Annotated in this window: 21 protein-coding genes; all 21 read left to right on the top strand. The window is 66.8% G+C overall.

Translation table 11 applies throughout. The features are described 5' to 3' along the window. Positions 1 to 13: 13 nt before the first annotated feature. The 21 genes from gyrA (at position 14) to mnhG (ending at position 22,104) form a co-directional block, all read left to right on the top strand. Positions 14 to 2,662: a DNA gyrase subunit A gene (gene gyrA, locus EJI01_RS06775; protein WP_126836362.1), complete on the top strand. Its 2,649-nt coding sequence runs from the start codon at positions 14 to 16 to the stop codon at positions 2,660 to 2,662. Next, complete coding sequence (locus EJI01_RS06770; protein ID WP_126836361.1) at positions 2,659 to 3,240, top strand: DUF2059 domain-containing protein; 582 nt, start codon at positions 2,659 to 2,661, stop codon at positions 3,238 to 3,240. Before gyrA ends, EJI01_RS06770 begins: the two co-directional genes overlap by 4 nt. Then, positions 3,237 to 4,352, top strand: a complete 1,116-nt coding sequence (serC, locus tag EJI01_RS06765; protein WP_409513933.1) for a 3-phosphoserine/phosphohydroxythreonine transaminase — start codon at positions 3,237 to 3,239, stop codon at positions 4,350 to 4,352. Before EJI01_RS06770 ends, serC begins: the two co-directional genes overlap by 4 nt. A gap of 19 nt (positions 4,353 to 4,371) precedes the next feature. Further along, positions 4,372 to 5,490, top strand: a complete 1,119-nt coding sequence (gene pheA / locus EJI01_RS06760; RefSeq protein ID WP_126836360.1) for a prephenate dehydratase — start codon at positions 4,372 to 4,374, stop codon at positions 5,488 to 5,490. Positions 5,491 to 5,498: 8 nt separating this feature from the next. Next, on the top strand, positions 5,499 to 6,377 hold the full coding sequence (locus EJI01_RS06755) for a prephenate dehydrogenase (RefSeq protein WP_126836359.1): 879 nt from the start codon (positions 5,499 to 5,501) through the stop codon (positions 6,375 to 6,377). A 2-nt stretch (positions 6,378 to 6,379) separates the two neighbouring features. Next, complete coding sequence (locus tag EJI01_RS06750) at positions 6,380 to 8,377, top strand: bifunctional 3-phosphoshikimate 1-carboxyvinyltransferase/cytidylate kinase (RefSeq protein ID WP_126836358.1); 1,998 nt, start codon at positions 6,380 to 6,382, stop codon at positions 8,375 to 8,377. 167 nt (positions 8,378 to 8,544) lie between these two features. Then, on the top strand, positions 8,545 to 10,230 hold the full coding sequence (gene rpsA / locus EJI01_RS06745; RefSeq protein ID WP_126836357.1) for a 30S ribosomal protein S1: 1,686 nt from the start codon (positions 8,545 to 8,547) through the stop codon (positions 10,228 to 10,230). Positions 10,231 to 10,279: 49 nt separating this feature from the next. Further along, positions 10,280 to 10,594, top strand: coding sequence for an integration host factor subunit beta (locus tag EJI01_RS06740; protein WP_093103101.1), 315 nt, complete (start codon positions 10,280 to 10,282; stop codon positions 10,592 to 10,594). Between the two features lie 32 nt (positions 10,595 to 10,626). Further along, positions 10,627 to 10,938: a lipopolysaccharide assembly LapA domain-containing protein gene (locus tag EJI01_RS06735; protein WP_126836356.1), complete on the top strand. Its 312-nt coding sequence runs from the start codon at positions 10,627 to 10,629 to the stop codon at positions 10,936 to 10,938. Beyond that, positions 10,928 to 12,112 carry a lipopolysaccharide assembly protein LapB gene (gene lapB, locus EJI01_RS06730; RefSeq protein ID WP_126836355.1) on the top strand — a complete coding sequence of 395 codons (1,185 nt, stop codon included), beginning with the start codon at positions 10,928 to 10,930 and terminating at the stop codon, positions 12,110 to 12,112. The genes EJI01_RS06735 and lapB overlap by 11 nt, the downstream gene beginning before the upstream one ends. A gap of 139 nt (positions 12,113 to 12,251) precedes the next feature. After that, complete coding sequence (locus EJI01_RS06725) at positions 12,252 to 12,602, top strand: ComEA family DNA-binding protein (protein ID WP_126836354.1); 351 nt, start codon at positions 12,252 to 12,254, stop codon at positions 12,600 to 12,602. Between the two features lie 173 nt (positions 12,603 to 12,775). Beyond that, positions 12,776 to 13,744 carry a TRAP transporter substrate-binding protein gene (locus EJI01_RS06720; RefSeq protein ID WP_126836353.1) on the top strand — a complete coding sequence of 323 codons (969 nt, stop codon included), beginning with the start codon at positions 12,776 to 12,778 and terminating at the stop codon, positions 13,742 to 13,744. 15 nt (positions 13,745 to 13,759) lie between these two features. Further along, complete coding sequence (locus EJI01_RS06715) at positions 13,760 to 14,266, top strand: TRAP transporter small permease (RefSeq protein WP_126836352.1); 507 nt, start codon at positions 13,760 to 13,762, stop codon at positions 14,264 to 14,266. Next, entirely contained in the window at positions 14,259 to 15,560 is a 1,302-nt protein-coding gene (locus EJI01_RS06710; RefSeq protein WP_126836351.1) for a TRAP transporter large permease, read from the top strand. The genes EJI01_RS06715 and EJI01_RS06710 overlap by 8 nt, the downstream gene beginning before the upstream one ends. A gap of 19 nt (positions 15,561 to 15,579) precedes the next feature. Beyond that, on the top strand, positions 15,580 to 15,954 hold the full coding sequence (gene crcB, locus EJI01_RS06705; RefSeq protein ID WP_185878845.1) for a fluoride efflux transporter CrcB: 375 nt from the start codon (positions 15,580 to 15,582) through the stop codon (positions 15,952 to 15,954). A 44-nt stretch (positions 15,955 to 15,998) separates the two neighbouring features. Next, entirely contained in the window at positions 15,999 to 18,938 is a 2,940-nt protein-coding gene (locus EJI01_RS06700) for a monovalent cation/H+ antiporter subunit A (RefSeq protein WP_126836350.1), read from the top strand. Then, positions 18,938 to 19,291, top strand: coding sequence for a Na+/H+ antiporter subunit C (locus EJI01_RS06695; RefSeq protein WP_126836349.1), 354 nt, complete (start codon positions 18,938 to 18,940; stop codon positions 19,289 to 19,291). Before EJI01_RS06700 ends, EJI01_RS06695 begins: the two co-directional genes overlap by 1 nt. Next, positions 19,288 to 20,994, top strand: coding sequence for a monovalent cation/H+ antiporter subunit D (locus EJI01_RS06690; RefSeq protein ID WP_126836348.1), 1,707 nt, complete (start codon positions 19,288 to 19,290; stop codon positions 20,992 to 20,994). The genes EJI01_RS06695 and EJI01_RS06690 overlap by 4 nt, the downstream gene beginning before the upstream one ends. Continuing rightward, positions 20,994 to 21,485 carry a Na+/H+ antiporter subunit E gene (locus tag EJI01_RS06685; RefSeq protein WP_126836571.1) on the top strand — a complete coding sequence of 164 codons (492 nt, stop codon included), beginning with the start codon at positions 20,994 to 20,996 and terminating at the stop codon, positions 21,483 to 21,485. The genes EJI01_RS06690 and EJI01_RS06685 overlap by 1 nt, the downstream gene beginning before the upstream one ends. Then, positions 21,482 to 21,760, top strand: a complete 279-nt coding sequence (locus EJI01_RS06680) for a K+/H+ antiporter subunit F (protein WP_126836347.1) — start codon at positions 21,482 to 21,484, stop codon at positions 21,758 to 21,760. The genes EJI01_RS06685 and EJI01_RS06680 overlap by 4 nt, the downstream gene beginning before the upstream one ends. Beyond that, complete coding sequence (gene mnhG / locus EJI01_RS06675) at positions 21,757 to 22,104, top strand: monovalent cation/H(+) antiporter subunit G (protein WP_126836346.1); 348 nt, start codon at positions 21,757 to 21,759, stop codon at positions 22,102 to 22,104. The genes EJI01_RS06680 and mnhG overlap by 4 nt, the downstream gene beginning before the upstream one ends. The last annotated feature ends 1 nt before the right edge of the window (position 22,105 follow it).

The raw sequence follows: 22,105 nt of genomic DNA, 5'->3' as shown, positions 1-22,105 counted from the left end.
CAGCCTGCTGCCCATGACCTCGTTCGCCAAAGAAACTCTACCCATCAGCCTCGAAGAGGAAATGCGCCGCAGCTATCTTGATTACGCGATGAGCGTGATCGTGGGGCGTGCCCTTCCCGACGCGAGGGATGGCCTCAAGCCGGTGCATCGGCGCGTGCTGTACGCGATGCATGAGCTCAACAACGACTGGAACCGGCCGTACAAGAAGTCGGCCCGCATCGTCGGCGACGTGATCGGCAAGTACCACCCGCACGGCGACCAGTCGGTCTACGACACCATCGTGCGGCTGGCGCAGGACTTCTCGATGCGCCACATGCTTGTCGACGGCCAAGGCAATTTCGGATCGGTCGATGGCGACAACGCGGCCGCGATGCGCTACACGGAAATTCGGCTCGCGAAGATCGCGCATGAAATGCTGGCCGATATCGACAAGGAAACCGTCGATTTCGGCCCGAATTACGACGGCTCCGAAAAGGAGCCTTTGGTGTTACCCAGCAAGCTGCCGAATTTGCTGGTCAATGGCTCGGGCGGCATCGCGGTCGGCATGGCGACCAACATCCCGCCGCACAACCTGAACGAGGTTGTCGACGGCTGCCTCCACCTGCTGCGCCGCCCGGACGCCAGCATCGACGATCTCATGGAGATCATCCCGGCGCCCGACTTCCCCACCGCCGGGATCATCTACGGCATCAACGGCATCAAGGACGGCTATCGCACCGGCCGCGGCAAGGTCGTGATGCGGGCGAAGTGCCACTTCGAGGACATCGATCGCGGCCAACGGCAGGCGATCATCGTCGACGAGCTGCCCTACCAGGTCAACAAGAAGACGCTGCAGGAGCGCATGGCCGAGCTGGTGCACGAGAAGAAGATCGAAGGCATCAGCCACATTCAGGACGAGTCCGACAAGTCGGGCATGCGGCTGGTGATCGAGCTCAAGCGCGGCGAAGTGCCCGAAGTGGTGCTCAACAACCTCTACAAGCAGACCCAGCTGCAGGACACCTTCGGCATCAACATGGTGGCGCTGGTGGACGGCCAGCCGAAGCTGTGCAACCTCAAGGATTTGATCCAGGTCTTCCTGCAGCACCGCCGCGAGGTCGTGACGCGCCGCACGGTGTTCACGCTGCGCAAGGCGCGCGAACGCGGCCACGTGCTCGAGGGCCTGGCCGTCGCGCTCGCCAACATCGACGACTTCATCGCCATCATCCGCAACGCGCCGACGCCGCCGGTCGCCAAGGCCGAGCTGATGAATCGCCCCTGGGACAGCAAGCTGGTGCGCGAGATGCTCACCCGCACGCGCGCGGATGGCGGCGTCATCAACGCCGACGACTACCGCCCCGACGGACTCGAGATCGAGTACGGCATGGGCACCGACGGCCTCTACCGCCTCTCGGACACGCAGGCCCAGGAAATCCTGCAGATGCGCCTGCAGCGCCTGACCGGTCTGGAGCAGGACAAGATCGTCGCCGAATACAAGGAAGTGATGGCCGAGATCGACGATCTGCTGGACATCCTGGCCAAGCCCGAGCGCGTGTCGACGATCATCGGCGACGAGCTCGCCACCCTCAAGCAGGAGTTCGGCCAGAGCAAGGTCGGCGTGCGCCGCAGCCAGGTCGAGCACAGCGCCTTCGACCTTTCGACCGAAGACCTGATCACGCCCACCGATATGGTCGTGACCCTCTCGCACAGCGGCTACATCAAGAGCCAGCCGCTGGGCGAGTACAGGGCGCAGAAACGCGGCGGACGCGGCAAGCAGGCCACGGCGACCAAGGAAGACGACTGGATCGACCAGCTCTTCATCGCCAATACGCACGACTACATCCTGTGCTTTTCCAACCGGGGCCGGCTGTATTGGCTCAAGGTGTGGGAAGTGCCCGCCGGATCGCGCGGTTCGCGCGGACGCCCGATCGTCAACATGTTCCCGCTGCAGGAAGGCGAGAAGATCAACGTCGTGCTGCCCCTCACGGGCGAGAAGCGCACCTTCCCGGCCAACCAGTACGTGTTCATGGCGACCTCGATGGGCACGGTCAAGAAGACTGCGCTCGACGAGTTCAGCAACCCGCGCAAGGCCGGCATCATCGCGGTGGATCTCGACCCGGGCGACTACCTGATCGGCGCCGCGCTGACCGACGGCGCGCACGACGTGATGCTGTTCTCCGACGGCGGCAAGGCCGTGCGCTTCGACGAGAACGACGTGCGTCCGATGGGCCGCAACGCACGCGGCGTGCGCGGCATGACGCTCGAGGACGGCCAGGGCGTGATCGCCATGCTGGTCGCGGAGGACGAGGAGCAGAGCGTCCTGACCGCGACAGAAAATGGTTACGGAAAACGCACAAGCATTACCGAGTACACGCGTCATGGCCGGGGAACCAAGGGCATGATCGCGATTCAGCAAAGTGAGCGCAACGGCAAGGTCGTGGCCGCGACTCTCGTGCATGCCGACGACGAGATCATGCTCATCACCGACAAGGGCGTCCTCGTACGCACCCGTGTCTCCGAAATCCGCGAACTCGGGCGTGCGACGCAAGGCGTCACGCTGATCGGGCTCGACGACGGCGCCAAGCTCAGCGGGCTGCAGCGCATCGTCGAGAACGACGCGAACGGGGAGAACGAACCCGGCGCCGACGACACTTCCTCATCATCTTCAACGGAGAACCCTCAGTGAAAAAACTCAAACTCGCGCTCCTGACGATCGCGCTCGCCGGCAGCTCGATGGCGATGGCGCAGGACAAGGCCGCGATGGTCAAGCAGTTCATCGATCTGCAGCGCCCCGGCATCGAAGCGCTGGCGCGCGGACTGGTCGAGCAATCCAGCGCCCCCATCGCGCAGGCGGGTTCCCAGTATCTGCAGACGCAGGTACCGGCAGAGAAGCGCGAAGCCGCCGCGAAGGCCGCCGACGCCGAGCTCAAGAAGTACTTCGACGAGGCTTACCCCATCGTGCGCGACAAGGCTGTGGCGCTGGCGCCGGATGCCCTGGGTCCGATCCTGCGCGACAACTTCAGCGACGAAGAACTTCGCCAGCTGCTGGCCTGGATCAACTCGCCCCTGAGCAAGAAGTACCAGGAACTCAATCCGAAGATGCAGACCGCACTCACCGAAAAGCTGGTGGCCGAGACCCGCACGAGCATCGAACCGAAGATGCGTACGCTCGACACGAACGTTGCCAAGGCACTGGGTGCCCCGACCGGCAACGGCGCGGCAGCACCGGCCAAGCCTGCGCCCAAGGCGCCCGCCAAGAAGTGACGCAGGGTCCGCGCCCGTACAACTTCTCCGCCGGCCCGGCCGCGATGCCGGAGGCGGTGCTGCAACGCGCCGCCGCCGAGATGCTGGACTGGCAAGGCAGCGGCATGAGCGTGATGGAGATGAGCCATCGCGGCAAGGAGTTCGGCGCGATCTGCGCGCAGGCCGAAGCCGACTTCCGGGCGCTGCTTGCGGTGCCGGCGCACTTCCACGTCCTCTTCATGCAGGGCGGCGGCCTCGGCGAGAACGCGATCGTGCCGATGAACCTGTCGCGCGGCGCCAGCGCCGACTTCGTGATCACCGGAAGCTGGAGCGCCAAGTCGCTGAAGGAAGCGCAGCGCTACTGCAAGGCGAACGTCGCCGCGTCCAATGCCGACAGCCAGCACACGCGGCTGCCCGATCCGGCGAGCTGGGAGCTCGCGCGCGACGCGTCGTACGTGCACATCTGCTCCAACGAAACGATCCACGGCATCGAGTTCCAGGATCTGCCCGATCTCGCTGCGTTGGGCAGCGACGCGCCGCTCGTCATCGATTTCTCTTCGCATGTCGCCTCGCGGACGGTCGACTGGCGCCGCGTGGGCGTTGCCTTCGGTGGAGCCCAGAAGAACCTCGGCCCGGCCGGCCTCACGATCGTGATCGTGCGCGACGACCTGCTGGGACGCGCGCTCGACATCTGCCCCAGCGCCTTCAACTACAAGACGGTGGCGGAGAACAAGTCGATGTACAACACGCCGCCGACCTGGGGCATCTACGTCGCCGGGCTGACCTTCCAGTGGCTGCTGCAGCAGACAGAGGGCGAGCTCCGCGGCGTCGAGGCGATGGAGCAACGCAACATCGCGAAGGCGCAGCTCCTCTACGGCTTCATCGACGCTTCCGCCTTCTACGAGAACAAGGTCGCCGCCAACTGCCGCTCGCGCATGAACGTGCCCTTCTTCCTGAAGGACGAGAGCCGCAACGAGGCCTTCCTCGCCGGCGCGCGCGAAGCGGGCCTCTTGCAGCTGAAGGGGCACAAGTCGGTCGGCGGGATGCGGGCCAGTATCTACAACGCGATGCCGCTCGCCGGCGTGCAGGCGCTCGTGGGCTACATGCGAGAATTCGAGCGGTCGCATGCCTAGACGCATGCGTGCCTGACCGATGACTGCATCCACCCCACAGCCTCCTGCCTCCGACAACTCCGCCAGCCTCGCCGATCTGCGCGTGCAGATCGATTCGCTCGACCAGCAACTGCTCGACCTGCTGAACCGCCGCGCGCACGTGGCGGAGCTGGTCGGCGAGGTCAAGAAGCGCGAGGGCACGCCCTATTTCCGGCCCGATCGCGTAGCGCAGGTGATCGAGAAGATGCAGCAGAGCAACGGCGGGCCGCTCAAGGCGCTGCACGTGGCAGCCATCTGGCGCGAGATCATGTCGGCCTGTCTGGCCCTCGAATCGCCGCAGCGCGTCGCCGTGCTCGGTCCCGAAGGCACCTTCTGCGAACAGGCGGCGATCGAATACTTCGGCGGCGCGGCCGACCTGATCTATTGCGCATCCTTCGACGAGGTCTTCCATGCTACGGCTGCCGGCAGCGCGCAGTACGGCGTGGTCGGCGTCGAGAACTCCACCGAAGGCGTGGTCACGCGCTCGCTCGACCTGCTCCTGCACTCGCCCACGCACGTGGTCGGCGAAGTCAGCCTGCTGGTGCGTCATCACCTCCTGCGAACGCGCAACGAGCTCGAAGGCATCGAAGCGGTGCTGGCTCATCCGCAGGCGCTCGCTCAATGCCAGACTTGGCTCTCCAAGCATCTGCCCAACGCCGAGCGGCGAGCGGTTTCCAGCAACGCCGAAGGCGCGCGGCTTGCGGCCGGCAATCCGGCCTGGGCTGGCCTCGCAAGCGAGCGGGCTGCCACCCGTTTCGGGCTGCACATCGTGGCCCACGCGATCCAGGACGACTCGTACAACCGCACGCGCTTCGCCGTCATCTGCTTGCCGCAAACCCTGGCCATGCCGCCAGCCTCGGGCAAGGACTGCACCAGCCTGGTGGTTTCCGTGCCCAACCGGCCCGGCGCTGTCCACGACCTGCTGGTGCCGCTCAAAACCAACAATGTGTCGATGACGCGCTTCGAGTCGCGGCCGGCGCGCACCGGCCAGTGGGAGTACTACTTCTACATCGACCTCGACGGCCATCCGTCGCAGCCCAATGTCGCCGCCGCCCTCGCCGAACTGCGCAAGCTTTGCGCGTTCTACAAAGTCATCGGCGCCTACCCCGTCACTGCCTGAGGCCGCCCATGTTTGAACAGCTCGGCTTGATCGGCTGCGGCCTGATGGGCGGCTCCTTCGCGCTGGCCCTCAAGCGCGCGCGGCTGGTCAAGCGCGTAGTCGGCTACAGCAAGTCGCCATCGACCACGGAACGCGCGCGCCAGATGGGCGTGATCGACGTGGCTGCGCCGTCCGCCCTGCTCGCGGTGTCGGGTGCCGACCTGGTGCTGATCGCTGTGCCGGTCGGAGCATCGGAAGCCACCTTCAAGGCGATTCGCCACGGCATCACCGACCAGATGCTGGTGATGGACGTGGGCTCGACCAAGAGCGACGTGATCGAGGCCGCGCGGCGCGGCCTGCAGGACCAGCTCGGCGCCTTCGTCCCCGCGCACCCGATCACCGGCAAGGAAGTCGCCGGCGTCGAGCACGCCGACGCCAACCTGTACACCGGGCGCCAGGTCGTGCTCACGCCGATCAAGGCCACGCGGCGCTCCAACGTGCAGCGCGCGACCCAGGTCTGGACCGGGGTGGGCGCCAAGGTCGTGACGATGACGGCCGAGGCGCACGACAGCGCCTTCGCTGCAGTCAGCCACCTGCCGCACCTGCTCGCATTCGCGTTCACCAATGCGATCACCGCCCAGCCGGACGGCCAACGTTTTCTAGAATTGGCCGGTCCGGGCTTTCGCGACTTCACACGCATCGCGGCCGGCGATCCGGCCATGTGGCGCGACGTCCTGCTGGCCAATCGCGATCAGGTATTGCAGCAGTCGCAGGCCTTTCGCGCGGCACTGTCGCAATTCGAGGCCTTGATGAGCGCGGGCGATGCGCAGGGCCTGGAAGACGCGATCGCAGCAGCCAGCCGCGTTCGCGGCCAATGGCAGCCGGGCGCGGCCGCTTCGCCCGACTGATCATGTTCACAACCCCTTTCCTCGACATCCCGCCGCTGGCCGCCGCCGGCGGTACCGTCAGGCTTCCCGGCTCCAAGAGCATCTCCAACCGCGTACTGCTGCTGGCGGCGCTCGCCGCGGGCACGACCACGGTGCACGATCTGCTGGATTCGGACGACACCCGGGTGATGCTCGATGCGCTCGTCGCGCTCGGCTGCCGCATCGAACGCAGCGGCAATGCACTGCGCATCGACGGCATCGACGGCAAGCTGCAAACCCCAGGTGCCTCGCTGTTCCTCGGCAACGCCGGTACCGCGATGCGTCCGCTGACAGCAGCACTCGCCCTGCTCGGCGGCGACTTCGAGCTGCGCGGCGTGCCGCGCATGCACGAGCGGCCGATCGGTGACCTGGTCGACGCGCTGGTGCAGCTCGGCTGCCGCATCGACTACACAGGTAACCCCGGCTATCCCCCGCTGCATATCCATCCGGTGTCCCTCGATGCCCTGCAGCTCGAAGCGCCGATCCGCGTGCGCGGCGACGTCTCCAGCCAGTTCCTGACCGCACTCTTGCTCGCCCTGCCGCTGGCCGCTGAACGGCGCGACATCGCCATCGAAGTGGTCGGCGAACTGATTTCCAAGCCCTACATCGAGATCACGCTCAACCTGCTGGCACGCTTCGGCATCGAGGTCCGGCGGGAAGGTTGGCGGCGCTTCACGATTCCCGCGGGCAGTCGCTACCGTTCCCCGGGCGATATTCACGTCGAGGCCGACGCGTCGTCGGCCAGCTATTTCATCGCACTCGGTGCCATCGCAAGCGGCGCCGGCATCCGCATCGAAGGCGTCGGCGCCGGCTCCATCCAGGGCGACATCCGCTTCGCCGAAGCCGCCCGGCAGATGGGTGCGCGCGTCGACAGCGGGCCCAACTGGCTCGAAGTCTCGCGCGGTGCCTGGCCCCTCAAGGCGGTCGATCTCGACGCCAACCACATTCCCGACGCGGCGATGACGCTCGCGGTGATGGCCCTCTACGCCGACGGCCCCTGCACGCTGCGCAATATCGCGAGCTGGCGCGTGAAGGAAACCGACCGCATCGACGCCATGGCCAACGAGCTGCGCAAGCTGGGCGCCACGGTCGAGGACGGGCCCGACTTCATCCGCGTGCATCCGCTGGCCGCGGCCGGCTGGCGCGCGGCCAGCATCCGTACTTACGACGACCATCGCGTGGCGATGTGCTTCTCGCTCGCGGCCTTCAATCCGGCCCGCTTGCAAGTGCGCATCCTCGAGCCGCATTGCGTCGCCAAGACCTTCCCCGACTATTTCGAAACTCTGTTTTCGGTGGTCGAAGCGGCCGAGGTGCCGGTGATCTGCGTCGACGGGCCGACTGCCTCCGGCAAGGGCACGCTGGCGCTCGAACTGGCGCACCGGCTCGGCTACCACTATCTCGATTCGGGCTCACTCTACCGCGTGACCGGCATGGCGATGCGCCGCGCAGGGTTCAGCGCCGACGCCGCGCACGAGAGGCAGATCGCCACGCTCGCCCGCACCCTGCCCCTTCGCTTCAGCGAGGGCAAGATCCTGCTCGCCGGCGAAGACGTGAGCGACGCCATCCGCACCGAAGCCGCCGGCATGGACGCCTCCCGCGTGTCGGCGCTGCCGGCCGTGCGCGATGCGCTCATGACGCTGCAGAAGAGCTTCAGGCGCCTGCCCGGCCTGGTGGCCGACGGCCGCGACATGGGAACCGTCGTTTTCCCCGATGCGCCGCTGAAGGTCTACCTGACCGCGAACGCCGCCCAGCGTGCCGAGCGGCGTCATAAGCAATTGATTTCAAAGGGTATTTCGACTACAATTGACAGTCTTCGCGCCGACCTGGAAGCGCGTGACCTCCGGGATTCGTCCCGCAGCGTCGCGCCACTGAAGCCGGCGCCTGATGCCCGCCTCCTGGACAACTCCCTTCTTTCGATCGAGCAATCGGTCGACCTGGTGCTGGACTGGTGGCGGGAAGTACAGCCTTTCAAGTCGTCTTGAAAAGGCGTTTCGGTCCAGCAGGTCCCCGCCGCGCGACAGCGCACCGGCTTGCTGGTTGTTCAACTTCAACCGGGCCCCAAGCCCAACAACCGCCGTCTCCAGACCCTGCCAGTCGCCGCGATATTGCATTTGCGACTGCGAACCCCGCGTGACGGAAGGAAAACTCAATGTCTGAATCTTTTGCCGACCTGTTCGAAGAATCCCTGAAGCGTTCCGAAATGCGCACCGGCGAGGTCATCACCGCCGAAGTCGTGCGTGTCGAACACAACCACGTCGTGGTCAACGCAGGCCTCAAGTCCGAAGCCTACGTGCCGATCGAGGAGTTCAAGAACGACAAGGGCGAACTCGAAGTCCAGGCCGGCGATTTCGTTTCCGTTGCCATCGGCAGCGTTGAAAACGGCTACGGCGACACCATCCTCTCGCGCGACACCGCCAAGCGTCTGGCTTCGTGGCTCGCCCTCGAGAAGGCACTCGAATCCGGCGACTTCGTCACCGGCACCACCAGCGGCAAGGTCAAGGGCGGTCTCACCGTTCTGGTCAACGGCATCCGCGCGTTCCTGCCGGGCTCGCTGATCGACACGCGTCCGATCAAGGACCTGACTCCCTACGAGAACAAGACCCTCGAGTTCAAGGTCATCAAGCTCGATCGCAAGCGCAACAACGTGGTGCTCTCGCGCCGCGCCGTGGTCGAAGCCAGCATGGGCGAAGAACGCGCCAAGCTGATGGAGACCCTGAAGGAAGGCGCAGTCGTGCGCGGCGTCGTCAAGAACATCACCGAATACGGCGCGTTCGTCGACCTCGGCGGCATCGACGGCCTGCTGCACATCACCGACATGGCATGGCGCCGCGTCCGCCACCCGAGCGAAGTGGTGCAGGCCGGTCAGGAAATCACCGCCAAGATCCTCAAGTTCGACACCGAGAAGAACCGTGTCTCGCTGGGTCTGAAGCAGATGGGCGACGACCCGTGGATGGGCGTCTCGCGCCGCTATCCGCAAGGCACGCGCCTGTTCGGCAAGGTCACGAACATTGCCGACTACGGCGCCTTCGTCGAGCTCGAGCCCGGCATCGAAGGCCTGGTGCACGTGTCCGAAATGGACTGGACCAACAAGAACATCGCCCCGAACAAGATCGTTTCGCTGGGCGACGAAGTCGAAGTCATGGTCCTCGAGATCGACGAAGACAAGCGCCGCATCAGCCTGGGCATGAAGCAGTGCAAGGCCAACCCGTGGCAGGAATTCGCGCAGAACACCAAGCGCGGCGACCGCGTCAAGGGCCCGATCAAGTCGATCACCGACTTCGGCGTGTTCGTCGGCCTGGCTGCCGGCATCGACGGCCTGGTTCACCTTTCCGACCTCTCGTGGAACGAGCCCGGCGAAACCGCCGTGCGCAACTACAAGAAGGGCCAGGAAGTCGAAGCGATCGTGCTCGCAGTGGACGTCGACCGCGAGCGCATCAGCCTCGGCATCAAGCAGCTCGACAGCGACCCGTTCACCACCTTCACCACGGTGAACGACAAGGGCCAGATCGTGACCGGCAAGGTTAAGACCGTGGACGCCCGCGGCGCCGAGATCGACCTCGGTGACGACATCATCGGCTACCTGCGCGCCAGCGAAATCTCCCGCGACCGCGTGGAAGATGCACGCAACGTGCTCAAGGAAGGCGACGAAGTCACGGCCGTGGTGGTCAACGTGGATCGCAAGACCCGCAACATCCAGCTGTCGATCAAGCAGAAGGACATGGTCGACGAGCAAGGCGCCATGGCCAACCTGAGCCAGCAGTCGGCACGCGAGAACGCGGGCACGACCAGCCTGGGCGCACTGCTGCGCGCGAAACTGGACAACAACGAAAAATAAAAACAGCAAGTACACGGTGAGGCTTTGCCTCACCGTGTTATCGCCTGTTATGACTCGTTCAGATCTAGTTGAGGAATTGGCGGCGCGCTTCGCTCAACTGACGCACCGCGACGCCGAATACGCCGTCAAGACCATTCTTGATGCGATGAGCGACGCGCTGGTGCGCGGGCACCGCATCGAGATCCGCGGCTTCGGCAGCTTCACCGTGAACCGGCGTCCGCCGCGCATCGGCCGCAATCCGCGTTCGGGCGAAAGCGTGCAGATTCCCGAAAAGCGGGTGCCGCACTTCAAGCCGGGCAAGGCGCTGCGCGAGGCGGTCGACGCCCGCACGGCCGAGCTCGACGCACAGAAACGCGAAGCCTGAAGCATAGAATTCCCCCGCCAACGGGGACGTGCATGAAATACCTCCTGTGGCTGCTCAAGGCAGCCATTTTTTTTACCCTCTTCGCCTTCGCGCTGAACAACCAGCACGACGCCACCGTCTACTTCTTCTTCGGCACCTACTGGCGCGCTCCGCTGGTGCTGGTGGTGCTCGCGGCCTTTGCCGGCGGACTCGTGGTCGGCGCGCTCGGCATGCTGCCGGGCTGGTGGAAGCACCGCAGCGCCGCAGCCCAGCTGCCCGCGGCGCCGGCCTCGCCGGTCACGGCAGCCCCTGCCCCGGCAGCCCCCGCCACCGACCTTCCTGCCGTACGCCAACATGGACTTTGACTTCAGCTGGCTGCTGCTCGGCCTTCCCCTCGCCTTCGTCCTCGGCTGGCTGGCCTCGCGTTTCGATCTCAGGCAGTTGCGCATCGAGAACCGGCAGGCGCCCAAGGCCTACTTCCGCGGTCTCAACTTTCTGCTCAACGAGCAGCAGGACCAGGCCATCGACGCTTTCATCGAAGCCGTCCAGAACGACCCCGACACCCAGGAGCTGCACTTCGCGCTGGGCAACCTGTTCCGCCGCCGCGGCGAATACCAGCGCGCCGTGCGCGTGCACGAGCACCTGCTGGGCCGCGGCGACCTGAGCCGCGCCGACCGCGACCGCGCGCAGCATGCGCTGGCGCAGGACTTCCTGCGCGCCGGCCTGCTCGACCGCGCCGAAGCCGCGCTGCAGAAGCTCGAAGGCACGCGCTACGAGAACGAGGCCCGGTTGGCCCTGCTCGCCATCTACGAGCGCTCGCGCGAATGGGCGCAAGCTGCCGCGGTGGCGCAGAAGCTCGACGAGACCGAGCAAGCCAGCTACGGCGTGCGCCGGGCCCACCACCTCTGCGAGCAGTCCGCCGAACAGGTGGCGGCCGGCGACCTGAATGCTGCGGCACAGTTGCTCGAGCAGGCAGTCGCACTGGCGCCGCAGGCGCCGCGGCCGGCCATCGACACCGCCACGCTGCAACTGCGCAACGGCGACTCCGCCAAGGCCTTCGAAACGCTCACCGCCCTCAGCGAAAACGCGCCGCTGGCACTGCCTCTTTATGCTGCGATGCTGCAGCAGGCCGCTGCCGCCTCGCAGCGCGCGGGCGAGGCGCTGGTCCTGTTGCAACGCCGCTATGCGGAGTCGCCCTCGATCGACGTGCTCGAAGCGATCATGGCCTTGGGCGGCGCGCCGGTCCTGCCCGACGACACGGTGTTGAATCCGCCGGCGGTGCCGGAGCCGCGCGACGGCTACATCGCACACCTGGCGCACCTGCCCTCTCTGGTGGCGGCGTCACGCTGGCTGGCGGGCGAGCGCTTGACGCACGAGCAGTTCCATCCGCAGGTACAGCGCGCGCTCGACCAGGCCACGCGGCCGCTGCTGCGCTACCGCTGCGCAGCCTGCGGCTTCGAAGCCCATCAGCATTTCTGGCATTGCCCCGGCTGCCAGGCCTGGGACAGCTATCCGCCGCGGCGTGTCGAAGAACTCTGAGCAAATCTGATCAATTCTGACTTCGTCGCAGAGGCGTCAACCGCGGCGCAGAACCCGCCGTTGAAACCCGCGCCGCGCGCATACCGCGTGCGGCGGGGTGCCACGGCATCCCTTCACAACAATGTCAGGGGATCTCAAGATGCTGAAGAAAATCTTGGCCATCATGGCCATGCTCGTTGCGACCGTTTCGTGGGCAGCAGTCGATGTCAACAAGGCGACGGACGCAGAGCTCGATGCGCTCAGGGGCGTAGGCCCCGCGCTCTCCAAGCGCATCATCGAAGCGCGCAAGCAAGGCGCCTTCAAGGACTGGCCGGACCTCATGAGCCGGGTCAAGGGCGTGAAGGAGAAGGCAGCCACCAAGCTGTCCGCCGAAGGACTCACCGTCAACGGCCAGAGCTTCGCAGGCGCCGCGGCACCTGCGGCCAAGGGCGCCAAGGCCGAAACCAAGAAGGCCGAGGGCGCCGCCAAGAAGACCGACGCCAAGCCTTGACCCATTCGCGCCGCGGTTCGCGGCGCCGATCGAAGCCGCCTCCGGGCGGCTTTTTTCATTCGCGCCGTGGCATCCACTCCGCCCGACGGCAGGGAAAAGCCCCACGCGATGGCCCGATATTTGCACGTATGCTCCTCGTCGCCTTTTTCACTTTCGTACGTTCTGGAGAGCCCATGAATCACAAGTTCGGCATCGCCCTCGCTGGCCTGACCCTCGGCGCAGCAGCGTTCGCACAAACCAAGTGGGACCTGCCCACTGCCTACCCGGCCACCAATTTCCACACCGAGAACATCACCCAGTTCGCGAGCGACGTCGACAAAGCGACCGGCGGCAAGCTCAAGATCACCGTTCATGCGAATGCCGCTCTCTTCAAGGCACCGGAGATCAAGCGTGCCGTCCAGAGTGGACAGGCGCAGATGGGCGAGATCCTGCTGGTCAATTACCAGAACGAGTGGCAGCTGTTCGGCGCCGACGGCATCCCCTTCCTGGCCGACAGCTACGACTCCGCCTGGAAGCTATATCAGGCGCAGAAACCGGCGCTTGAGAAGAAGCTGGCCGAGCAGGGGATGACGCTGCTCTACGCGGTGGCCTGGCCGCCGCAGGGCATTTTCGTCAAGAAGGAGATCGCCTCCGCGGCCGACCTCAAGGGCGTGAAGTGGCGTGCCTACAGCCCTGCGACTGCACGCATCGGCGAGCTGGTCGGCGCCCAGCCCGTGACCGTGCAGCAGGCCGAGCTGTCACAGGCGATGGCCACCGGCGTCATCGAGTCCTACATGTCCTCCGGCTCGACCGGCTACGACACCAAGACCTACGAGTACATCAAGAACTTCTACGACACCCAGGCCTGGCTGCCCAAGAACGCGGTCCTGGTGAACAAGAAGGCCTTCGACGCGCTCGACAAGGCCACGCAGGATGGACTACTGAAGGCCGGCGCCGAGGCCGAGAAGCGCGGGTGGGAAGTGTCGAAGAAGAAGAACGTCGAGTACTTGGAACTGCTCAAGAAGAACGGCATGACGATTCACCCGCCTTCGGCCCAGCTCAAGGCCGACATGAAGAAGATCGGCGACACCATGATCAAGGAATGGTTGGACAAGGCCGGCCCCGAAGGCCAGGCTGTGGTCGACGCCTACAAGAAGATGTAGGCGCGCGTGGCCCGGATGCGCAAGACGCTCGACTTCCTCTACAACAGCGCCGCCGCCCTGGCGGCGCTTTTCATGGTCGGTCTGCTGGTGGCTGTGCTGCTGTCCATCGTCAGCCGGCAGTTGCACTTCAACCTCCCGGGGCTCGACGCCTACGCCGGCTACCTGATGGCAGGCGCCGGGTTCCTGGCGCTGGCCCACACCCTCAAGCGCGGCGAGCACATCCGTGTCACGCTCCTGCTCGGCAGGCTGCACCACGGACCGCGCCGCTGGCTGGAGCGCTGGGCGACGGGAGCGGCTGCCCTGCTGGCCGCGCTCTTTGCCTTCTACAGCGTGCGGCTCGCGTGGCAATCGCACGCCTACAACGACATCTCGACCGGCAACGACGCCACGCCGCTTTGGCTACCGCAGCTGAGCATGGCCGCCGGCGCGCTGATTTTTGCGATCGCCGCCGCGGACGAGTTTTTGATCGAATGGCGCGGCAGGCCGATGAAAACAGAGACCGAGGCCCTTCGCCATGAATGACATCGCCGTCGCCGGGCTGCTGATCGCGAGCCTGTTCCTCATCCTCGGCAGCGGCGTCTGGATCGGCCTCACGCTCTCGGGCGTCGCGTGGATCGGCATGCAGCTGTTCTCTTCCCGTCCCGCGGGCGATGCGATGGCGGTGACCATCTGGGGCTCGGCCTCCGGCTGGACGCTCACCGCGCTGCCGCTGTTCCTCTGGATGGGCGAGGTGCTCTTCCGCACCCGCCTGTCGCAGGACATGTTCAAGGGCCTGGCGCCCTGGATGCAGCGGCTGCCGGGCCGGCTGCTGCACAGCAACGTGGCGGGCTGCGCCGTCTTCGCCGCCGTCTCCGGATCGAGCGCCGCCACCTGCGCGACCATCGGCAAGATGACGCTGCCCGAACTCAAGCGGCGCGGCTACCCGGACGACATGGTGATCGGCACGCTGGCCGGCGCCGGCACGCTGGGCCTGCTGATCCCACCCTCGATCATCATGATCGTCTACGGCGTGAGCGCCGACGTGTCGATTGCGAAGCTCTTCATCGCAGGCGTGGTGCCCGGCCTCCTGCTGGCCGTGCTGTTCTCGGGCTACATCGCGGTGTGGGCACTGCTGAATCCGCAGCGCGTGCCGCCGCCCGATCCGCCGATGAGCCTCGCGCACAAGCTGCGCGCATCGCTGAGCCTGATCCCGGTCGCGGTGCTGATCCTCGCCGTACTGGGTTCGATCTACGCGGGCATTGCCACCGCCACCGAGGCTGCCGCCGTCGGCGTGATCGGCGCGCTGGTGATCTCGGCGGCGCAGGGCTCGCTCAGCTGGCAGACCTTCAAGGATTCGCTGCTGGGCGCCACCCGCCTGTACTGCATGATGGCGCTGATCCTTGCCGGCGCAGCCTTCCTCACCCTCGCCATGGGCTACATCGGCCTGCCGCGCCACCTCGCCGAATGGATCGGCTCGCTGGGCCTGTCGAAGTTCCAGCTCGTGGTGATGCTGGCCGCGTTCTACATCGTGCTCGGCTGCTTCCTCGACGGCATTTCGATGGTCGTGCTGACCATGGGCGTGGTCATGCCGACGGTTCTCGCGGCGGGCATCGACCCGCTGTGGTTCGGCATCTTCGTCGTGCTGGTGGTCGAGGCGGCGCAGATCACGCCGCCGGTGGGCTTCAATCTCTTCGTGCTGCAGGGCATGACGGGCAAGGACCTGCTCTACATCGCGCGCGTGACCCTGCCGATGTTCGCGCTGATGGTGGCGGCGGTGCTGATGATCTACTTCGTCCCCGACTTGGTGACCTGGCTGCCGCGGCAAATGGCGCCCTGAGGCGGCGATACTTCCGCGCATGCTGCTGCACGTCCTTGCAATCTGCGCAGGCGCCTCCATCGGTGCGCTGTGCCGCTGGTCCCTGAGCCTCTGGCTCACGACCACCGCCTTCCCCTACGGAACGCTCGCGTCCAACCTGATTGGCGGCTACCTGATCGGCATGGCCGTGGCCGCGTTCCAGGCGATGCCGCAGCTGGACCCGGCCTGGCGCCTGCTGCTGATCACCGGTTTCCTCGGCGGCCTCACCACCTTCTCCAGCTTCTCGGCAGAAGTGGTCGCCATGCTCATGAACGAGCGCCTGGGCCTGGCCCTCGGCACCGCTGCGTTGCACGTCGCCGGCTCGCTGGTCCTCACCTGGCTGGGCATTCGAACGGTGCAGCAGTTCACCGGCTGATTCGAGAGCTTTTGCCCGAGGGGCGCTCGATAGAATCGATCGCGATGCCCCTTGTCCTCCTCGTCGCACTCCCCTTCATTGCCAGCGTGCTGGCAGCCTTGCTGCCGTCGAACGCGCGCAACCGGGAGTCGACGCTGGCGGGCCTGGTCGCCCTCGGCTGCGCTATGCAGGCGGCATGGCTCTTTCCGCGGCTGGCCGACGGCAACGTGATCCGCGAAGAGATCGAATGGCTGCCCGCGCTCGGCCTCAACCTGGTGTTCCGCATGGACGGCTTCGCCTGGCTGTTCTGCATGCTGGTGCTCGGCATCGGCGCGCTGGTCGTGCTCTACGCGCGCTACTACATGTCGCCCTCGGACCCGGTGCCGCGCTTCTTCGCCTTCTTCCTCGCCTTCATGGGCGCGATGGTGGGCGTGGTGCTCTCGGGCAATCTGATTCAGATGGTGCTGTTCTGGGAGCTCACCAGCCTGTTCTCCTTCCTCCTCATCGGCTATTGGCACCACCGGCGCGACGCGCGGCGCGGCGCGCGCATGGCGCTCACGGTCACCGGCGCCGGCGGCCTGTGCCTGCTGGCGGGCGTGCTGGTACTGGGCCGCATCGCGGGCAGCTACGAGCTCGACGCGGTGCTGGCCTCGGGTGAAGAGATTCGCGCGCATCGGCTCTACCCGCTGGCGCTGGTGCTGGTGCTGCTCGGCGCATTCACCAAGAGCGCGCAGTTCCCGTTCCATTTCTGGCTGCCGCGCGCGATGGCGGCACCCACGCCGGTCTCGGCCTACCTGCATTCGGCCACCATGGTGAAGCTGGGCGTGTTCCTGATGGCGCGCCTGTGGCCGGTGCTCTCGGGCACCGAGGCCTGGTTCTGGCTCGTCAGCGGCGCGGGCGCCGTCACGCTGCTTCTGGGCGGCTACGTCGCGATGTTCCAGCGCGATCTCAAGGCGCTGCTCGCTTACTCGACCATCTCGCACCTCGGTCTCATCACGCTGCTGCTCGGGCTCAACAGCCCGCTGGCCGCCGTCGCGGCCGTGTTCCACGTGATGAACCATGCCACCTTCAAGGCCTCGCTGTTCATGGCGGCCGGCATCATCGACCACGAAAGCGGCACGCGCGACATCCGCAAGCTGAGCGGCCTGCTCCGGCTGATGCCGATCACCGGCACGCTGGCGATCATCGCCAGCGCATCGATGGCCGGCGTGCCGCTGCTCAACGGCTTCCTCTCCAAGGAGATGTTCTTCGCCGAGACCGTGTTCATCCGGGCCACGCCCTGGGTCAATTGGAGCCTGCCGGTCATCGCGACGCTGGCCGGCGTGTTCAGCGTGGCCTATTCGGCGCGCTTCGTGTTTGACGTGTTCTTCGGCCCGCGCCCCGGCCCGAACGTGCCGAAGCAGCCGCACGAGCCGCCGCACTGGATGCGCGTGCCGGTCGAGCTACTGGTGCTGATCTGCCTCGTGGTCGGCGTGGCGCCGGCCTGGTCGGTGGGCGCCTTCCTCGCCACGGCAGCGACGCCCGTGGTCGGCGGCGTGCTTCCCGCGTACAGCCTCGCCGTCTGGCACGGCTTCAACATGCCGCTTCTGATGAGCTTCGTCGCGCTCGCGGGCGGCGCAGGACTCTACATGCTGCAGCGGCGCGGACGCGCACGAGGCGATCTCGAGTACACGCCGCTGCTACATCGCTTCGACGGCCAGCGCATGTTCGAGCACCTGCTCGCGCGCCTCAGCGAGGCCGGCCGGCGCAGCCGGCGCCTCTTCGCGACGCGGCGCCTGCAGATGCAGTTGCTGCTGCTGGTCGTCCTCGCCGTGGCCGGCGCGGCGGCATCGCTATGGCTCACGCCTGCCGAGCGCGGAACGCGCGAACTGCTGCCCTTCTCGCCCATGTTCGCGATGACCTGGGTCATCGGCGGCATCTGCGCGCTGGCCGCCGCCTGGCAGGCCAAGTTCCACCGGCTGGCCTCGCTGATGCTCGCCTCCGGCGCGGGCCTGGTGTGCTGCACCACCTACATCTGGTTCTCCGCGCCCGACCTCGCGCTCACGCAGTTGGTGGTCGAGACCGTCACCACCGTGCTGATCCTGCTCGGCCTGCGCTGGCTGCCGATGCGCACCGCCAAGCCGCAGCCCGCACGCATGCGGATTCGGCTCTGGGGACGGCGCGGGCGCGACCTGGCCATCGCAGCAGCGGCAGGATGCGGCATGGCCGCGCTGGCCTGGACCGTGATGACGCGGTCCTTCCCGCAAAGCATCTCGCCCTTCTTTCTCGAGCGCGCGCTGTCCGAGGGCGGCGGCACGAACGTGGTCAACGTGATGCTGGTCGACTTCCGCGGCTTCGACACCTTCGGCGAGATCACCGTGCTCGGTATCGTCGCCCTCGCCGTCTATGCGCTGCTGCGCCGCTTCCGTCCGGCGCCCGAGTCGATGGCCCTGCCCGCGCAGCAGCGCGCGCAGACCGACGACGGCAGCAGCGACCTGCTGAACCCGCGCCGCGCCAAGGACACCGCCGTCGGCTACCTCATGGTGCCGGCCGTGCTGGTGCGGCTCCTGCTGCCGCTCTCGGTGCTGGTGTCGATCTACTTCTTCCTGCGCGGCCACAACCAGCCGGGCGGCGGCTTCGTCGCCGGGCTGGTGATGTCGGTGGCGCTGGTGCTGCAGTTCATCGTCTCCGGTGCCGAGTGGGTGGAAGAGCACCTGCGCATCTACCCCCGGCGCTGGATCGCGGCCGGCCTGCTGCTCGCACTCGCCACCGGCTCGGGCGCGGTGCTGTTCGGCTATCCCTTCCTCACCACGCACACCGCGCACCTGCATCTGCCGGTGCTCGGCGAAGTGCATGTGCCGAGCGCGCTGTTCTTCGACATCGGCGTGTTCGCGCTGGTACTGGGCGCGACCATGCTGATCCTCACTGCGCTGGCACACCAGTCCATCCGCAGTCACCGCTGGGCCGACGAACAGGCCGAAAAGGAGGCCGAGCGCGCCGCGGCCGATGCGAAGGGCGTAGCCTGATGGAAGCCGTGCTGGCCATCGCCATCGGTGTGCTCACCGGCTCCGGCGTCTACCTGTTGCTGCGCCCCCGCACCTTCCAGGTGATCATGGGCCTCACCCTCATCTCCTATGCGGTGAACCTGTTCATCTTCAGCATGGGCCGCGTCAAGATCGACAGCGAACCGGTGCTGATCCCGGGCTTCGCGGCCACGCTGGCCAACACCGCCGATCCGATGCCGCAGGCGCTGGTGCTCACTGCGATCGTGATCGGCTTCGCGATGACCGCGCTGTTTCTGGTCGTGCTGCTGGCCTCGCGCGGGCTCAGCGGCACCGACCACGTGGATGGCGAAGAGCGCAAGGCGCCGCAGGAATGACAGGCATCTCCCGCTTCCTCGACCACCTGCTCGAGCTCGGGATGCCGCATCTCGTGGCGGTGCCGATCCTGCTGCCCTTGTTCACGGCCGCTCTGATGCTGCTCCTGGGCGAACGGCGCCGGCGCACCAAGTCATTCCTGAGCGTGGTCTCGGGCCTGATCGGCCTCTTGGCCGCGCTCGCCCTGCTTCGCTGGGTCAACGCCGCCGACACCGGCGGCGGCGCGGGCTCGGTCGGCGTCTACCTGCCGGGCAACTGGCAGGCGCCCTTCGGCATCGTGCTGGTGGCCGACCGGCTCTCGACGATGATGGTCGCGCTCACCGGCGTCGTCGCCTTCGCCGCCTCGATCTACTCCACCTCGCGCTGGGACCGGGCGGGCGTGCACTTCCATCCGCTGCTGCAGCTGCAGCTCATGGGACTCAACGGGGCCTTCCTGACCGGCGACCTGTTCAACCTCTTCGTCTTCTTCGAGGTCATGCTCGCCGCCTCCTATGGTTTGCTGCTGCACGGCTCCGGCCGCCTGCGCGTCCAGGCCGGCCTGCACTACGTGGCCATCAACCTCGCGGCCTCTTCGCTGTTTCTCGTCGGCGCCGCACTGCTCTACGGCGTGACCGGCACGCTCAACATGGCCGACCTCGGCGTGCGCATCGCTCAGCTCGCGCCAACCGACCGCGGGCTGGTCCATGCGGCGGCGGCCATCCTCGCGACCGCCTTCTTCGCCAAGGCCGGGGCCTGGCCGCTCAACTTCTGGCTGGTGCCGGCCTACAGCGCCGCCGTGTCGCCGGTGGGCGCGGTGTTCGCGCTCCTGACCAAGCTCGGCGTCTACACGGTGCTCAGGCTCTGGACCCTGCTCTTCGCGCCCGACACCGGCACTTCGGCGCAGTTCGGCCAGGGCGCGTTGGTCGCGATCGGGCTGGCCACGCTGTTCGTCGGTGCGCTCGGCATCGTCGGCACGCAGCGGCTGTCCAACCTAGCGGGTTTCAGCGTGCTGATCTCCGCCGGCACGCTGTTGGCCGCCATCGGGCTCGGACAACCCGCGCTCTGGGCCGGTGCGCTCTACTACCTGCTGACTTCCACGCTGGCGGCCAGCGCCTTCTTCCTTCTGATCGACATGATCGAGCGCTGGCGCAATGCCGGCATGAGTGTCGCGCCGCACGAGGCGGCCGGCGATGCACCCTTTCTTTCGGAAGACTTGAGCGGCCTCGACAACGCGAATCTGGACGACGACGCGCAGGCACTCTACGGCCGCGCCATTCCGGCCGGTGTCGCCTTCCTCGGACTCGGCTTCGTCGGCTGTACGCTGCTATTGACGGGGCTGCCGCCGCTGTCGGGTTTCGTCGGCAAGTTCGCGATGCTCTCGGGCCTGCTCGGCTCGGAGCAAGTCATCGCGCCGGCGGGCTGGGCCTTCATGGGGCTCCTGATCCTCTCCGGTCTTCTTTCGCTGATCGCCTTGAGCCGCACCGGCATCCGCCACTTCTGGACCCAGCCGCATGCCACCCTGCCCTCGCTGCCCGCGCTCGAAGTGCTGCCGGTGGCGGCGCTGCTGGCGGCTTGCCTCACGCTCACGCTCGCGGCCGAGCCGGTGATGCGGCATGCCGCCGCCACGGCCGAAAGCCTGCGTTCGCCGACCGCCTACCGCGAGGCCGTACTCGGCACGCCGAAGCTCCCGGGCCCCGCTGCGCCGGCAGGAGACGACGCACGATGATCAAACGCTGGCTTCCCTCGCCGCCGCTGTCGCTGACGCTCTTCGCCGTGTGGCTGCTGCTGAACCAGTCGCTCGACGCGGCGACGCTGCTGCTGGCGGCCATCCTCGCGATCGCGGTCCCGGTGCTGACCCAGAGCCTGCGGCCGGCCACGGTACGCATGCGCCGCCCGGGGCTGGCGCTGCGGCTCGCAGGCGTCATCATGCTGGACCTCCTCCATTCGGCCCTGACCGTGACCCGCCTGCTGCTCACGCGGCGCGGCAGCGGCATGTCGCCGCGCTTCGTGCGCGTGCCGCTCGAACTTCGCGATCCCAACGCGCTGGCGGTGCTGGCGATGATCCTGTGCCTCACCCCGGGCACGGCCTGGGGCGAGATCGCGTTCGACCGCTCGACCCTCCTGATCCACGTGTTCGACGTCGAGGACGAAGAGGCCTTCGTCGCTGCGATCAAGTCGCGCTACGAGCGCCCGTTGATGGAGATCTTCGAATCATGACCCCCGTGCTTTTCTGGGCCCTCAAGCTGGCGCTGCTGCTGCTTGCCGTGGCCATGCTGTGCGCGCTGGCGCGCCTGCTCGTCGGCCCCACCGCGCAAGACCGCGTGATGGCGCTCGACTGCCTCTATATCAACGGCATGCTGATGATGCTGGTGCTCGGCATCGTCTATGCGAGCAACGTCTACTTCGAGGCGGCGATGCTCGTCGCGCTGTTCGGCTTCGTCGGTTCGACCGCGCTCGCGAAGTTCCTGCTGCGCGGCGAGGTGATCGAATGAACGACTTCATCGTGGGTCCGCTGCCGCTGTGGGCCGAGATCCTGACCGCGGTGTTCGCCGTGCTGGGCGCGGCCTTCGCCGCCGTCGGCTCTTTCGGGCTGGTGCGGCTTCCGACCTTCTTTCGCCGCGTCCATGCGCCCACGCTCGGCGCCACGCTCGGCGTTTGGTGCATCACGCTGGCCACCATCATCTATTTCTCGGTGCAGGGCGCGAGCCTGTTTCTGCACGCGCTGCTGATCGCACTGCTCGTCGCCCTCACGGCGCCGGTCACGACCATCTTCCTGATGCGCGCTGCGCTCTTTCGCGAACGCCAGAAGGGCAGCGAGGTACCGCCGCCCACCTAGC

It is taken from the genome of Variovorax sp. MHTC-1 (genome assembly GCF_003984645.1).
Taxonomy (GTDB): Bacteria; Pseudomonadota; Gammaproteobacteria; order Burkholderiales; family Burkholderiaceae_C; genus Variovorax.
Note: the sequence above shows the minus strand (reverse complement) of the source record. Positions and strands in the feature narration are given on the sequence as shown.

Bases quoted from the DNA above. Each gene is read 5' to 3' on its own strand.
- gyrA (WP_126836362.1), top strand. From the start codon at position 14: ATGACCTCGTTCGCCAAAGAAACTCTACCCATCAGCCTCGAAGAGGAA.
- pheA (WP_126836360.1), top strand. From the start codon at position 4,372: ATGACTGCATCCACCCCACAGCCTCCTGCCTCCGACAACTCCGCCAGC.
- EJI01_RS06755 (WP_126836359.1), top strand. From the start codon at position 5,499: ATGTTTGAACAGCTCGGCTTGATCGGCTGCGGCCTGATGGGCGGCTCC.
- EJI01_RS06750 (WP_126836358.1), top strand. From the start codon at position 6,380: ATGTTCACAACCCCTTTCCTCGACATCCCGCCGCTGGCCGCCGCCGGC.
- rpsA (WP_126836357.1), top strand. From the start codon at position 8,545: ATGTCTGAATCTTTTGCCGACCTGTTCGAAGAATCCCTGAAGCGTTCC.
- EJI01_RS06740 (WP_093103101.1), top strand. From the start codon at position 10,280: ATGACTCGTTCAGATCTAGTTGAGGAATTGGCGGCGCGCTTCGCTCAA.
- EJI01_RS06735 (WP_126836356.1), top strand. From the start codon at position 10,627: ATGAAATACCTCCTGTGGCTGCTCAAGGCAGCCATTTTTTTTACCCTC.
- lapB (WP_126836355.1), top strand. From the start codon at position 10,928: ATGGACTTTGACTTCAGCTGGCTGCTGCTCGGCCTTCCCCTCGCCTTC.
- EJI01_RS06725 (WP_126836354.1), top strand. From the start codon at position 12,252: ATGCTGAAGAAAATCTTGGCCATCATGGCCATGCTCGTTGCGACCGTT.
- EJI01_RS06720 (WP_126836353.1), top strand. From the start codon at position 12,776: ATGAATCACAAGTTCGGCATCGCCCTCGCTGGCCTGACCCTCGGCGCA.
- EJI01_RS06715 (WP_126836352.1), top strand. From the start codon at position 13,760: ATGCGCAAGACGCTCGACTTCCTCTACAACAGCGCCGCCGCCCTGGCG.
- EJI01_RS06710 (WP_126836351.1), top strand. From the start codon at position 14,259: ATGAATGACATCGCCGTCGCCGGGCTGCTGATCGCGAGCCTGTTCCTC.
- crcB (WP_185878845.1), top strand. From the start codon at position 15,580: ATGCTGCTGCACGTCCTTGCAATCTGCGCAGGCGCCTCCATCGGTGCG.
- EJI01_RS06700 (WP_126836350.1), top strand. From the start codon at position 15,999: ATGCCCCTTGTCCTCCTCGTCGCACTCCCCTTCATTGCCAGCGTGCTG.
- EJI01_RS06695 (WP_126836349.1), top strand. From the start codon at position 18,938: ATGGAAGCCGTGCTGGCCATCGCCATCGGTGTGCTCACCGGCTCCGGC.
- EJI01_RS06690 (WP_126836348.1), top strand. From the start codon at position 19,288: ATGACAGGCATCTCCCGCTTCCTCGACCACCTGCTCGAGCTCGGGATG.
- EJI01_RS06680 (WP_126836347.1), top strand. From the start codon at position 21,482: ATGACCCCCGTGCTTTTCTGGGCCCTCAAGCTGGCGCTGCTGCTGCTT.
- mnhG (WP_126836346.1), top strand. From the start codon at position 21,757: ATGAACGACTTCATCGTGGGTCCGCTGCCGCTGTGGGCCGAGATCCTG.